This window comes from Micromonospora sp. C51, assembly GCF_018070435.1.
In the GTDB taxonomy this organism is placed as follows: domain Bacteria; phylum Actinomycetota; class Actinomycetes; order Mycobacteriales; family Micromonosporaceae; genus Micromonospora; species Micromonospora sediminimaris.
Window position 1 is genome coordinate 256,811 of the sequence record NZ_JAGPXQ010000004.1, and the last position, 13,600, is coordinate 270,410.

Below are 13,600 nucleotides of genomic sequence, written 5' to 3' on the forward strand. Positions count from 1 at the left end.
GCTGCGCCGTGCCGCGCCCCCGGTCGGGTGACCGGGGGCGCGAGCACGGTCAGGCGGCGGTGACGCGCTGCCCGCCCAACGACGCCGGGTCGATCTCGGCCGGGCGCAGCGCCAACGCGAGTACGTCGGCGACGTCGGCCAGGGTGTGCACGGTCAGCGCCTCGCGAACCTCGGTCGGCAGGTCGTCCAGGTCCGGTTCGTTGCGGGCCGGGATGATCACCTCGGTCAGTCCGGCCCGGTGAGCGGCGAGGAGCTTCTGCTTCACGCCGCCGATGGGCAGCACCCGCCCGGAGAGAGTCACCTCGCCGGTCATCCCGAACTCGGGACGTACCGGTCGGCCGCTGGCCAGCGACGCCAGGGCGGTGACCATCGTGATGCCGGCGCTGGGCCCGTCCTTGGGCACCGCGCCTGCCGGGACGTGCAGGTGGATCCGCCGCCCGGCGAGGGCGTTCGGGTCCAGGCCGAGGCGACGGCCGTTGGCGCGCAGGTAGGACAGGGCGATGTGCGCCGACTCCTTCATCACGTCGCCGAGCTGGCCGGTGAGGGTCAGCCCCGGCTCGCCATCCATGCTGGTCGCCTCGATGAACAAGACGTCTCCCCCGGCACCGGTGACCGCCAGGCCGGTGGCCACGCCAGGTGTCGCGGTGCGTTCCGCCGATTCCGGCGTGTGCTTCGGCCGGCCGAGGTAGCGGACCAGGTCGTCGGCGCCGACGCGGGCGGGCGTCGGGTCGTCGGCCAGGGTCACGGCCACCTTCCGCATGATCTTCGCCAGGGCACGCTCCAGCTGCCGTACGCCGGCCTCCCGGGTGTACTCCCCCGCGATACGACCCAGCGCCGAGGGGTCCACGTCGACCTCGTCGGCGGTCAGCCCGGCCCGCTCCCGCTGCCGGGGCAGCAGGTGGTCCCGGGCGATGGCCACCTTCTCGTCCTCGGTGTACCCGTCCAGGGTGACGAGCTCCATCCGGTCCAGCAGCGGCCCGGGGATGGCTTCCACCACGTTGGCGGTGGCCAGGAACAGCACGTCGGACAGGTCGAGGTCGACCTCCAGGTAGTGGTCCCGGAAGGTGTGGTTCTGCGCCGGGTCGAGCACCTCCAGCAGGGCGGCGGCCGGGTCGCCCGCGTACCCCGCGGAGACCTTGTCCACCTCGTCGAGCAGCACCACCGGGTTCATCGACCCCGCCTCGCGCAGCGCCCGGACGATCCGCCCGGGTAGCGCCCCCACGTAGGTACGACGGTGTCCCCGGATCTCGGCCTCGTCCCGGATGCCGCCGAGGGAGACCCGAACGAACGTCCGGCCGAGTGCCCGGGCGACGGACTCGCCGAGGCTGGTCTTGCCGACACCGGGCGGGCCCGCGAGGGCCAGTACGGCACCGGAGCCACGGCCGCCGACCACCCCGAGGTCACGCTCGGCCCGCCGGTTGCGCACCGCCAGGTACTCCAGGATGCGGTCCTTGACATCGGCCAGACCGGCGTGGTCGGCGTCGAGCACGGCGCGCGCCGCGGCCAGGTCCGTGTTGTCCTCGGTACGCGTGCTCCACGGCATCTCCAGCACCGTGTCGAGCCAGGTGCGGATCCAACCCGCCTCCGGGGAGGCGTCGCTGGCCCGCTCCAGTTTGCCGACCTCCCGCAGGGCTGCCTCGCGTACCTTCTCGGGCAGGTCGGCGGTCTCGACGCGGGACCGGTAGTCGGCCGAGCCGTCCGGGGCGTCCTCGCCGAGTTCCTTACGGATCGCGGCGAGCTGCTGGCGCAGCAGGAACTCCCGCTGCGTCTTCTCCAGTTCTTCGCGTACCTCGGAGTTGATCTGCTCGGTGACCTCCTGCTCGGCCAGGTGGTCCTTCACCCAGCCGACGAGCAGTTCCAGCCGCGCGGTGACGTCCGGCGCGGCCAGCAGTTCGGTCTTCTGCGCCAGGCTGAGCCAGGGCGCGTAGCCGGCCGAGTCGGCCAGCTCGCCGAGGTCGGTCATCCGCTCCACCGCGTCGATGACCTGCCACGCGCCGCGTTGCTGGAGCACGGAGGTGACCAGGGCGCGGTACTCGCGGGCCAGTTCCCGGGCTTTGCCGGCCGGGGCGGGTTCGTCGATCTCGGACGCCTCGACCCACAGCGCCGCGCCGGGACCGGGCACCCCGGAGCCGATGCGCGCGCGGGCGATGCCGCGGATCACGGCGGCCGGCTCGCCGCTGGGCAGCCGACCGACCTTCTCGATGGTCGCGACCGCGCCGACGGAGCCGTACTCGCCGTCCAGGCGGGGCACGGCGAGCAGCGTGTGGTCGCCGGTGGCACGGGCCGCGTCGACCGCGGCCTGGGTGGTCGGGTCGAGGGTCACCGGAATGACCATGCCGGGCAGTAGTACGGCGTCGGTCAGTGGAAGTACCGGAAGAGTTGCCATCGAACACCTGCTATCGCATATGAGTTGAGCGTGTCTGGCTCAAGTCGCGACGGGCCCCGGTTGTTCCGCCGTGTGACCCAGCACACGGCGAGCCGGCCGAGGCGCACAGATGGTCGACCGCGCCCACGCGGAGCAGATCCGGAATCGGGGATTTCGATGTCACGCAAAACGCGAACCGCCGCAGGGCGCGCTTTTGTTGCGTAATTGGCGGACGATCAGTCAAACTTTGAGCACACCCCGTCAGACACAGGGAGTAATCGACGATGGCCAAACAAGTAATCACGGTGCTGACTGACGACCTCGACGGCGGAAAGGCCGACCGTACGGTCGAGTTCAGCCTGGATGGCGTGGCGTACACCATCGACGTTTCCGACGAGAACGCGGGTGTCCTGCGGAAGGCGTTGGATCCGTTTATCAATGCCGGCCGACGACTCGGCCGTGGCGCTGCCGACACGGGCCGTAACCCACGTCGTGGCATCGGTTCGGGCACACCCGGAATGAACCGCGAGCAGAACCGCGCAGTCCGCGAATGGGCGGTCCGGAACGGCTACAAGATTTCCGAACGGGGTCGCATCCCGGTCGAGGTGGTCGAGGCGTACAAGAACCGCTGAGCAGCGGGAATGTCGCGCTGGCGCGGTTAGGGCTCGGGTCACGGCAGGATTGCACCGGCTTTCCTACCTGCAGCGGGGCCGCCCGGAAAATTCCGGGCGGCCCCGCTGTTTGGTCTCAGCCCACGGCCTCAGTCGTCGGCGTCAGTTGACCTGGATGCGCACCGCGTCGAAGGCCGGGGTCTGGTTGGCCCGCTCCGACATCGGGATGCGGTGCGAACCGTCACCGGCCCAGACCGCGCACTGCGCGGTACCGGAGTCCGGCAGGCCCGGGATCTGGATGGTCACCTGGTCCGGCTGGGCGCCGCCGCCGCCATCCTCGGTCGCGACGAAGAAGGCCGGCACCGGCTCCGGCGCAGGCGCCTCGTCCGTGTTGTTCAGCATCCGGCAGGCGGTGTGGAAGTGACCGCGGGTCAGGCCCTCCCCGTTGAGCAGCGAGCTCTCCAGGTAGTAGCCGCCCTGGCCGGCCGGGAGGAACCGGTCCCGGACCAGGTTGCGGGTGCTGACCTGGATCGAGAAACCCTCGTTGCGGTTGATCTGCTGCGGGAAGTCGGTGATCAGCAGCGACGGGTTGTTGGCCGCGGCACCGACCTCGCCGAAGGCGGTGCTGATGCAGCGGTTGCCGTTCTGGAAACCGTCGTGTGCCTGGAGCTGGCTGTTGTCGCAGTTGTTCGCCAGCACGTCGAGACCGTTGTTGTTGTTTCCGCCGTCGTTGTCCCCGTCGTTACCGCCGTTGTTACCGCCGTCGTTGCCGCCGTTGTTGTTGTCGACCGGCTGCACCTGGCAGGTGGCGAGGTTGCCGAGGCCGCGCGGCCGGGGGCCGAAGCGGTCGATGGCGATCGTGATCCGGCCGATAGTCGCTCGACGCTTGCTGGCCAGCGGATTGAGGATGGCGTTACGGATGAACCCCTCGCCGCGGTCACCCTCTGCGGCGAGCCGCTCGTCCGCCTCGGTGATCTGGGTCTGCAACGCGTTCAGGTTACGGTCCACCTCGGCGCGGGCCCGGTCGGGCACCTGCGGGAGCCGGCTGACCACGTCCGGGCAGGCCACCGCGAAAGCGCCGTCGGTCGCGCCGTCGGTGCCGTCGCGAGTCTCCTGACACTCCTCGACGGTCTGCTGCCCATCGCCCCAGTGGTTGACCACCCAGCGGCCGTTCTGCCAGGTGCGGGTCGTGGTGGCGCCCCGAGCGGCCGGCGCGGTGGCGCCGGGGCTGGGTGCGACACATTCTGCCGCCACCGGTCGCTGCTGCTGGTTTGACCGTCGGTCACCGGCCGACGAGATCTGGGTCACGGCGACGACGCCGCCGAAGACAGCGAGCGTGGCGCCAACGGCCAGAAGTCGCTTGGTCCGCGCGTTACCGGTTGGTCGGCGCGACCGGGTTGACCTGCGCATCGAATTGCTCTCCTTCTCGATCCGGTTCCTGATTCGTGACTCGACGGACCGAACGGAATCTTGGTTGGCGCGTTCGACGGGGACCGCCTGAACGCACCGGTGGCACGTCGACGAACGACGATGCCCTTTCCGCACCGTCTGCCGCACCTGCCGGTGCGGGTTGGGGAGATCCTGTCCATTCGCGGTGAGGTACGGGCCCGCTCCGACGGCGGTTCAAAGGCCGCCAACTTTTTTTCGATGTTTCTTTCCGCGCCCGGCCGGTCACCGTCCGCCCTCGCTGGACGAACGTTCAGGATGCGGTCACCGCTGGCAGAGATGGTCGTAGGCGAAATCGCCGACGAGTTCGTCGCGTCGATCCCGCAGCTGCCGAATGTCGGCCAGCAGATCGGCGAGTGGCAGCAGCGCCGACGCGCCGGACTCGATCGTCCGCAGCCGCTCGCCGACCGCGAGGACGGCCAGGTCCTCGGCCAGCCGGGCGGGTTCGATGCCACAGGAGAGGCCGTACGCCTGCACGGTCACCCGCTCCACCAGCACCTCGCCCGGACGCACCTCGGCCCAGCTCCAACCCTCGGCCGGCCCCCGCGTCCAGCGCACGTGCAACCCGCGCAGGATCGGATCGGTCAGCCGACGCGCCACGTACGCCTGCACCGCCTCGGCTCGGGCAAGCGCGCCGAGGTCGTTGACCGCTCCCTCCCGTCCGTCGGGTAGCCGGCCGACGATGTCCCGGAACCCGACGTCCGCCACGTCAGACCCGGCGGCACCGGCGGCGTACCGACGGGCGTCGACGAGGTACGCGACGATCCGCGCCCCGTGCCCGGCGGTACGCAGGGTGGCCGAGACGACCCGTAGCAGCGGCAGCCCGATCGCGGCGGCGACAGCCTCGGTGGTCCGCTCGGCCCGCCTGGCGGTGGCGTCGATCGACGGCGACCGGAACTCGACGGCGAACTCGGGCCGTCCGGTCGCCGCCGTACAGACCACCTGGTCGAACACCGCCCGGCTGGCCATGTTCCACTGGCTCGCGGTGAGACCCGGCGGCCGACGCCGGACGATCTCGCCGAGGCGCAGTCCGGCGTGTACCCGCTGCTCCGCCCGGACCTGCACGGGGGCGCGCCCGGCGTCCTCCGGCACCTGCGCCAGCCCGCGATCGTGGTCACCGATCATCGTCGTACCCATGAGTCCTCTTCAACCTCTCCTTGCCGGCCGACAGCGGCCGCGGGGCGGACGACGGTGCGCGGGCAGCTCGACAAGGCTCTCCTCCCGTCGGCCGACGAGTCTAGGATGACGATCATGCCGGCGGCTCCCCCGGCGGGCTGGCGGTGACCGGACGACGGTCCACGCCGGACCGCCCGACAGCCGGCCGAGGAGGTGGACGGGTGCGGGTGGTGTCCCTGGTGCCGTCGCTTACCGAGGCGGTGGCGGCGACCCTGCCCGGTGTGCTGGTCGGTGCCACCGACTGGTGCACCCACCCGGCGGACCTGGACGTGCCACGGGTGGGCGGCACCAAGTATCCGGACCTGGACCGGGTCCGCGCGCTGCGTCCGGACCTGGTCCTGCTCAACGTCGAGGAGAACCGACGGGCGGACGCCACCGCCCTGGCCGCGGCGGGCGTACCGATCCGGGTGACCTACCCGCGCACAGTGGACGGTGCGCTGACCGAGCTGGCCGACCTGCTTCGGGAGCTGGGATCGGCAGCGGAACCGCACTGGCTGACGAAGGCCCGCCAAGCCTGGGCCGCGCTGCCGGAAACGCCGGTCTCCCGGCGCGCGGTGGTGCCGGTCTGGCGGCGGCCCTGGGTGGTGCTCGGCGCCGACACCTTCGCCGGGGATCTGCTGCGCCGGCTCGGCGTCGACAACCCGTACGCCGAGCAGCCGGAGCGGTATCCACGACCGACCCTGCCACAGCTGCGGGACCAGGCACCGGATCTCGTCGTGCTGCCGGACGAGCCGTACCGCTTCACCCGCGACGACGGGCCGGAGGCGTTTCCCGGCATTCCCTGCGCCCTGGTGTCCGGCCGGCACCTGACCTGGTACGGCCCGTCGTTGGCGGAGGCTCCCGCACTGCTGTCCGCCCAGCTCGCCGATCTGTACGTCGCCCGCTGACCACTGCGCCGGACGGTCGTCGAGGACCGGCACCGGTCACCGGTCCCGGGGAACACGGGTCGAAGGTCCCGGCCGGCAACGGCCCGCTGGCCCTGATCGCCGCCGGCTCCCCGGGCGTCCAATGGAAGTGCCACCGGGACACGCGGTGCGAAGCAGAGAAGGGACGTGGACATGATGACCGCGATGATCGAGCGGAACACCGCCGCCAAGACCCCGGTGGCCGAGACCAACCAGGAGCAGAACCTCCGCACCCGGGCCACCCGCTACCTGCTCGCCGGGCTCCGCCTGGCGCTCGGTTGGGTCTTCCTCTGGGCCTTCCTGGACAAGGTGTTCGGCCTGGGGTTCGCCACCGAGGCGAAGAACGCCTGGATCAACGGGGGCAGCCCGACCAAGGGCTTCCTCAGCTTCGGTGCCGCCGGCCCGTTCCAGGGCTTCTACAACAGCATCGCCGGAGCCGCCTGGGCCGACTGGCTGTTCATGATCGGTCTGGCCGCCATCGGTACGGCACTGCTGCTCGGTATCGGGGTGCGCGTCGCCGCCGCGGCCGGTGGTCTGCTGCTGGTGCTGATGTGGACGGCCGTCCTGCCTCCGGAGAACAACCCCTTCATGGACGACCACCTCGTCTACGCCGGCGTGCTGGCCCTGCTCGCGGTGACGAACGCCGGTGACACCTGGGGCCTGGGCCGCACCTGGGCACGACTGCCGATCGTCAAGCGGTTCGGCTGGCTCCGCTGACCCTGATCACCTCCCCCACGGCGGGCGTCACCTACCGGTGACGCCCGCCGCACCGCGTCCGGCGCGCTCGGCCACCGGTGGCCCACATCGGTCCACGGGGCGCGCCGGGCCGTAGCATCCGGCAGGATTGTGCTGAGACGGAACCGACGCACCAGGAGAATCCGCATGAACCAGGCAGCGAGCAAGCCCGAGATCGGTCCGATCGAGGGCGCCCCGCCGGCCGACCTCGTGATCGAGGACATCACCGTGGGCGAGGGCCCGGAGGCTGAGGCCGGGCAGGTGGCCCGGGTGCACTACGTCGGGGTGTCGCACTCCACCGGCGCGGAGTTCGACGCCTCCTGGAACCGGGGCGAGCCGTTCGACTTCCCGCTCGGCGGTGGACGGGTCATCGCCGGCTGGGACCAGGGCGTGGTGGGGATGCGGGTCGGCGGTCGACGCCGGCTGACCATCCCGCCGCACCTCGGGTACGGCAGCCGCGGTGCCGGTGGCGTCATCAAGCCCAACGAGACCCTGGTCTTCGTGGTGGACCTGCTCGGCGTCCGCTGACCGCACGCGTCCGGCGCCGGCCCGTGCCCGGCGCCGGACGCGTCGTCGGAACCCCGCACCCGGTGCGCCACCTGACGGGTGGCACGCCGCCGGTCACGCCGCGGCGAGCACCCGCTCCGGCGTCGTGCCGACGACCGGGATGACCCGCCCCAGGCCGGTGGCCCGCAGCACCCGCTCGACCAGAGGCGGTGGGTCGACCAGCACCAGGTTGCCGCCCTGCGATCGCACCCAGAGCCGAGCCGCGACCAGTGTGCGGACCCCGGCCGCGGAGAGCAGCCGGACCCCGGAGAGATCCACCCGCAACTCGGTGCGGGTGGGGGCCGCCCAGAGAGCGGCGCGGAACGCCGCGACCGTGGCGATGTCGATCACACCGACCACGCGAACGCACACCGCGTCGTCGGACACCCTGGTCTCGACGTGGAACCGTTCCTCGCGCTCTCGCATACGACGAACCTATCCCTCACCACCGACACTTCCGCCCTGCTGAAAGACGGTTCCGGGTAAGCCCAGGGCATGACCCCCAGGCCGGCCGGGTCCACCCTAGGGACGACCCCCGGCCCCTGGGTGACCGCCTTGCGGAGACCACCAGAGGTGCCGGGCCGACCCGCGGGCGGGTGGCCCGGCGCGTACGTCTGGTCAGCCGCCGCTCGCCGACGGCTGCGGTTCGGGCGAGCCTCCGGCAACCGCCCCCGGGTCGGGCGCCTGGGTCGGCGTGGGCCGCAGGCCGGCCGGCACCGGCAGCGCGCTGCCCTTGGCGAACTGCTCCCAGCTGACGTTCCACGCCGTCCAGCCGTTGCCCTCGTTGAGTTCGACCTCGGTGCCCTTGACGGTGACCAGGTCACCGACCTGGGTGATGCCCATCAGCCAGTCCGCGTTGGCCGCCGACAGGTTGGTGCATCCGTGGGACACGTTGGTGTAGCCCTGATCCCCCTCCGACCAGGGCGCGCCGTGGATGAACTCACCACCCCAGGTGAGTCGCTGCGCATCCTCGACGTCGACCACGTACGGATCGGCCGAGCCCCGCGTGTCGAACGTGGTGAAATCGTGCTTCTCCATGATCACCATCTTGCCGCTGGAGGTGGGCGTGCTCGGCTTGCCGAGACTGACCGGCAGCTTGCGCAGCAACTTGCCGTCCCGGAGCACCGACATCTGCTTGCTCGCGTTGTCGATCTCCAACTCGACCTGCCGACCGATCTTCGAGGTGGCCCGCCGGTCGGCGTCGCCGACGTGCTCCTTGCCGATCGGCAGGCCCTCCAGCGCCGAGCGGACCTTGATCGATGTACCGGGCCGCCAGAAATCGGGCGCTCGGTAATAGACCTGGCTGCCGTCGGACACCCAGGACCAGGTGCCCGGCTGTGGCGGATCCGTTTTCACGAACAAACGGCGTTGCACCTCCGCCCGCGCCTCTTTGGGAATTGGCGGGTCGAAGGCGACGGTTACCGGCATGGCCGTTCCGTACGTCCGGTCACCGGCGAAATACAACGTGCTGACAATGGCCGGTTTGGATGATTTCGGCTGCGTCGTGAAGGTCGTCCTGCGGGTGACCGTCTTCCCGGAGTTGCCGGTCGCGGTGACCTCCGCGGTGTACGTCCGCTTCGGTTCCAGGGTCCGGCTCGGCACCCACCCGGAGCCGTCCTCACGCGGCTCGGCCGCGACCGTCGCGCCCTTGTCGTCGGTGATCCGCACGGCGGTGACCTGCCCGTGCTTGACCGTGGTGCCGATCTCCCCGGTGACCGGCACGTCCCGAGTCCCCTCGGCCGGCGTCACGGACAGTTCCGGGTTGGCTCGCGCCTCGGCGGGCTGCCCGGCCCTGCGATCGCCGGTGCACGCGCCCAGCGCCAGCGGTGCCGCCGCGACACTCACCGCCAACAGCGTCAGTCGCCGCCTCAACATCATGATGCGTCCCCCCGTTATAGCCGCGTCCTCCGCCACATTCTCCCTAGCTCGGCACCGACGTTTTTGCGATTTCGAACAAGAGCGGGGACATTGCATGGAGAACCGTTTCCGTAATCGCACCCAGGCGAACGGAAAATGCCAGCGAAGACGGTACGGGCGATACTCGGTCGACTGTCGCGTTATGTCCGGCGGCGTACCACTGATCCGGTCCGCGGGTCCGCGCCCGGCGGGCGGTCGATCACAGGTTCGCCGTCCCGGCCGCGGACGGAACGGCGAACCTGCCTGATCGACCTGGGCCGTCAGACCGTGGCGATCAGCAGCGCGGGCTGCTCGACACAGTCCGCCACATGCCGCAGGAACCCGCCGGCCACGCCGCCGTCGCAGACCCGGTGGTCGAAGGTGAGGCTCAGCTGTGTCACCTTTCGGACCGCGAGCTGGCCGTCGACGACCCACGGCTTGTCCACGATGCGGCCGATGCCGAGCAACGCGGCCTCCGGGTGATTGATGATCGGGGTCGAGCCGTCGACGCCGAACACCCCGTAGTTGTTCAGCGTGAAGGTCCCCCCGGTCAGCCGGGCCGGTGGCAGCTCGCCCGCCCGGGCCGCAGCGGTGGTGGCCGCGAGTTCGGCAGCCAGTTCGGTGGTGGTGAGCCGCTCGGCGTCCCGCAGCACCGGCACCACCAGGCCTCGGTCGGTCTGGGCGGCGATGCCCAGGTGCACCCCGGCGGACTGGACGATCCGCTGGCCCTCCGTGTCGACCCGCGCGTTGAGCTGCGGGTAGCGGCGCAGCCCGGACAGACAGATCCTCGCGAACAGGGCCAGGATGCTCACCGGATGGTCCGGGCGAGCGGAGTTGATCGCAGCCCGGGTCTCCAGCAGGCCGGTGGCGTCGGCGTCCACCCAGATGGTCACCTCGGGGATCTCCCGCCGGCTGCGGGACAGCTTGTCCGCGATGGTGCGGCGGATACCGGTCAACGGGATGACCAGGTCCTGGGCACCGACCGGCCCCGGGTCTCCCGGTGCCGGGTGTTGTCCCGTTGTCGCCGGCCGGTCGGAAACTGCGGTGAGCCGGGCAGTCACGTCGGCCGGCGCCCCGGTGACGTCGCGGGCCGCCGCCTCCACGTCGGCCCGGCGGACCACACCGCCGGGGCCGCTGCCGCGCACCGTCGTCAGGTCCACCCCACGCTCCCGCGCCAACCGCCGCACGATCGGCGAGATGACCAGCGGCTGGGCCAGTTCGGGCGAGTCGGGCTCCCGGTCGGCCACCGCCGCCGGCCGGCCGCCGGCGGACGGAGTCACTGCCGCGCCCGAGGCCGTCGGGACGTCGCTCGCGCCCGACGCGTCCGTGACGGCGGCGAGCCGGGGCCGCCTACGCCGGCGGGAACTGCCGTGCCCGGTGCCGTACCCGATCAGGACGTTGCCGGAGCCGGCCCGCTCCTCCTCGCGGTAGACCGCGTGCCCGGTCGGCTCGCCGCCGTCGGCGCGCCCGCCGACCGGCTCGGCGACGGTGATCAGTGGTTGGCCCACCGGGCGCACCTCACCCTCGGCGCCGTGCAGGGCGACGACCCGGCCGGCGTACGGGCAGGGCACGTCGACGACCGCCTTGGCGGTCTCGACCTCGACCACGGTCTGGTCCACGGTGACCGTGTCGCCGACCGCGACCCGCCACTGCACGATCTCCGCCTCGGCCAGACCCTCACCGAGGTCGGGCAGGAGGAAAACCTTCTCGGTCATGCCGCACTGCTTTCGGTCAGCCAGCGTCGGTCGGGCTGGTCGTCCCACTGCAACCGGGCCACCGCGTCCAGCACCCGGTCGACCGACGGCAGGTGGGTGTGCTCCAGCATCGGCGCCGGGTACGGGATGTCCAGCCCGGAGACCCGCAGCACCGGGGCGTGCAGCGCGTGGAAGCAGCGCTCCTGCACCCGGGCGGCGATCTCCGCGCCGACTCCGGCGAAGCCCTGCGCCTCCTGCACCACCACGCACCGTCCGGTACGACGCACCGAGGCGGCGACGGTGGCGTCGTCGAACGGCACGATGGTGCGTACGTCGACCACCTCCAGGTCCCAGCCCTCGTCCCGGGCGGCCTCAGCGGCCTCCAACGCGACCGGAACCGCCGGCCCGTACGCGACAAGCGTGGCGTCGCGTCCGGCCCGGCGCACGACCGCCCGGCCGAACGGCTCGGTGCGGGTCGGCAGCGCGGTCTCGGCACCGGCGAAGTAGAGCTTCTTCGGCTCCATGAACACCACCGGGTCGGGGTCGTCGATCGCCTCCCGCAGCAGCGAGTACGCGTCGTCGACGGTCGCCGGGGTGACCACCTTCAGGCCCGGGGTGTGTGCGTAGTACGCCTCCGAGGAGTCGCAATGGTGTTCCACACCGCCGATCCCGCCGGCGTAGGGCACCCGGATCACCATCGGCACGCTCAGCGCGCCCCGGGTGCGGTTGCGCAGCTTCGCCACGTGCGAGGCGATCTGTTCGAACGCCGGGTACGCGAACGCGTCGAACTGCATCTCGACCACCGGCCGCAGCCCGGACATGGCCAGCCCGACGGCGAACCCGACGATGCCGGCCTCGGCGAGGGGGGTGTCGAAGCAGCGTTTGTCGCCGAACCGGGCCTGGAGTCCGTCGGTGATCCGGAAAACCCCGCCGAGTTGGCCGACGTCCTCACCGAAGACGAGCACCCGCTCGTCGTCGAGCATCGCGTCGGCGAGCGCGGCGTTGAGCGCCTTCGCCATGGTCATGGTGGCCATCAGAGGTCCTCCTCCGCTGCCGCGGCCAGTTCGGCGCGCACCTGCTCACGCTGCTCCACCAGTTGCGCGGTGGGTTCGGCGTAGACGTGGTCGAAGAGGCTGAGCGGGTCGACCGTGGGTTGGGTGTTCATCCGTTCCCGCAGGTCGGCCGCGTACCTCTCGGCCTGCTCGGCGATCTCGGCGACGGCCGCGTCGTCGAGCACGTCCCGGCCGCGCAGGTAGGTCTCCAGCCGGACCAGCGGGTCGCGGTCACGCCACGCCTCGACCTCGTCGGCGTCGCGGTAGCGCGAGGCGTCGTCGGCGTTGGTGTGCGGCTCCATCCGGTAGGTGTGCGCCTCGACCAGGAACGGTCCCTTGCCGGCGCGGGCGTGCGCGACCGCACGGGTGAGCACGGCGAGCACGGCCACCGGGTCGTTGCCGTCGACCTGCTCGCTGGGGACGCCGTACCCGACACCCTTGTGGGCCAGCGTCGGGGCGGCGGTCTGCCGGGACAGCGGGACGCTGATGGCGTACCTGTTGTTCTGCACGAAGTACACGACCGGGGCCTTGAACACGGCGGCGAAGTTGACACCCTCGTGGAAGTCGCCCTCGCTGGTGGCACCGTCGCCGATGTAGACCAGGGCCACCGTGTCGCGCCCCTGGTAAGACTCCCCGTAGGCCAGACCGGCGGCGTGCACGCACTGGGTGGCCAGCGGCGTGCACTGCGGTGCGGTGCGCCGCTGCGCCGGGTCGTACCCGCAGTGCCAGTCGCCGCGCAGCAGCGTCAGCACCTCGACCGGGTCGATGCCGCGGGCGGTCAGCGCCATCGACTCCCGGTAGGTCGGGAAGACCCAGTCGTCGTCGCGGAGCGCCAGGACGCCGCCGACCTGGCAGGCCTCCTGGCCCCGGGAGGACGGGTAGACGGCCAGCCGGCCCTGCTTGGTCAGCGCGGTGGCCTGCGCGTCGAAGCGCCGGCCGACGACCATCCGCCGGTACATCTCGCGCAGCGCCTCGACCGGCGGTTCGGGGTAGTCCGCGCGGGCCGGCAGCAGGGTGCCGTCCGGGTTGAGCAGCCGGACCGGTTCGGTCTGGGGCAGCAGGCCGGCGGCGGGATCGGGCGCGGTCGGGGTGGCCGGCCGCCGCTTGCGCGGGGATGCCCTGCGGGCCGCCTGGGGGGTGGTGGTCACGGCGGAACCTCCTGGACGTGTGGTGG

The 13,600-nt window shown here is 71.7% G+C and carries 12 protein-coding genes; 4 read left to right on the top strand and 8 right to left on the bottom strand.

Annotated features, from left to right (window positions below; all coding sequences use genetic code 11):
* Window positions 1–49: 49 nt before the first annotated feature.
* The gene (gene lon / locus KBX50_RS08105; RefSeq protein WP_210935949.1) at window positions 50–2,386 is read right to left on the bottom strand and encodes an endopeptidase La; all 2,337 of its coding nucleotides are present in this window, start codon (window positions 2,384–2,386) and stop codon (window positions 50–52) included.
* Window positions 2,387–2,649: 263 nt separating this feature from the next.
* Here lon and KBX50_RS08110 point away from each other — a divergent pair, with 263 nt between their 5' ends.
* Window positions 2,650–2,997 (top strand): Lsr2 family protein, encoded by a 348-nt coding sequence (locus tag KBX50_RS08110; RefSeq protein WP_093402683.1) that lies wholly within the window; start codon window positions 2,650–2,652, stop codon window positions 2,995–2,997.
* A gap of 141 nt (window positions 2,998–3,138) precedes the next feature.
* Here KBX50_RS08110 and KBX50_RS08115 read toward each other — a convergent pair whose 3' ends face one another.
* Together KBX50_RS08115 and KBX50_RS08120 are read right to left on the bottom strand one after the other, a co-directional pair.
* Window positions 3,139–4,386: a hypothetical protein gene (locus KBX50_RS08115; RefSeq protein WP_210935950.1), complete on the bottom strand. Its 1,248-nt coding sequence runs from the start codon at window positions 4,384–4,386 to the stop codon at window positions 3,139–3,141.
* Between the two features lie 300 nt (window positions 4,387–4,686).
* Window positions 4,687–5,559, bottom strand: coding sequence for a DUF2726 domain-containing protein (locus KBX50_RS08120; RefSeq protein ID WP_247673300.1), 873 nt, complete (start codon window positions 5,557–5,559; stop codon window positions 4,687–4,689).
* Window positions 5,560–5,759: 200 nt separating this feature from the next.
* On the opposite strand from KBX50_RS08120, the gene KBX50_RS08125 reads away from it, so the two are divergent.
* The 3 genes from KBX50_RS08125 (at window position 5,760) to KBX50_RS08135 (ending at window position 7,766) form a co-directional block, all read left to right on the top strand.
* The gene (locus tag KBX50_RS08125) at window positions 5,760–6,485 is read left to right on the top strand and encodes a helical backbone metal receptor (RefSeq protein ID WP_210935951.1); all 726 of its coding nucleotides are present in this window, start codon (window positions 5,760–5,762) and stop codon (window positions 6,483–6,485) included.
* Window positions 6,486–6,659: 174 nt separating this feature from the next.
* Window positions 6,660–7,220, top strand: coding sequence for a DoxX family membrane protein (locus KBX50_RS08130; protein WP_093402823.1), 561 nt, complete (start codon window positions 6,660–6,662; stop codon window positions 7,218–7,220).
* Window positions 7,221–7,385: 165 nt separating this feature from the next.
* Entirely contained in the window at window positions 7,386–7,766 is a 381-nt protein-coding gene (locus KBX50_RS08135; RefSeq protein WP_210935952.1) for an FKBP-type peptidyl-prolyl cis-trans isomerase, read from the top strand.
* A gap of 93 nt (window positions 7,767–7,859) precedes the next feature.
* On the opposite strand, the gene KBX50_RS08140 is transcribed toward KBX50_RS08135, so the two are convergent.
* From KBX50_RS08140 to pdhA, 5 genes are all read right to left on the bottom strand, one after another.
* Entirely contained in the window at window positions 7,860–8,210 is a 351-nt protein-coding gene (locus KBX50_RS08140) for an anti-sigma factor antagonist (RefSeq protein WP_210935953.1), read from the bottom strand.
* A 192-nt stretch (window positions 8,211–8,402) separates the two neighbouring features.
* Window positions 8,403–9,662, bottom strand: a complete 1,260-nt coding sequence (locus KBX50_RS08145; protein ID WP_210936019.1) for an Ig-like domain-containing protein — start codon at window positions 9,660–9,662, stop codon at window positions 8,403–8,405.
* A 299-nt stretch (window positions 9,663–9,961) separates the two neighbouring features.
* Window positions 9,962–11,395, bottom strand: coding sequence for a dihydrolipoamide acetyltransferase family protein (locus KBX50_RS08150; RefSeq protein WP_210935954.1), 1,434 nt, complete (start codon window positions 11,393–11,395; stop codon window positions 9,962–9,964).
* A complete protein-coding gene (locus KBX50_RS08155; RefSeq protein ID WP_210935956.1) occupies window positions 11,392–12,408 on the bottom strand; it encodes an alpha-ketoacid dehydrogenase subunit beta in 1,017 nt (338 codons plus the stop codon). The genes KBX50_RS08150 and KBX50_RS08155 overlap by 4 nt, the downstream gene beginning before the upstream one ends.
* Window positions 12,408–13,574: a pyruvate dehydrogenase (acetyl-transferring) E1 component subunit alpha gene (pdhA, locus tag KBX50_RS08160; RefSeq protein ID WP_210935958.1), complete on the bottom strand. Its 1,167-nt coding sequence runs from the start codon at window positions 13,572–13,574 to the stop codon at window positions 12,408–12,410. The genes KBX50_RS08155 and pdhA overlap by 1 nt, the downstream gene beginning before the upstream one ends.
* Window positions 13,575–13,600 lie beyond the last annotated feature (26 nt).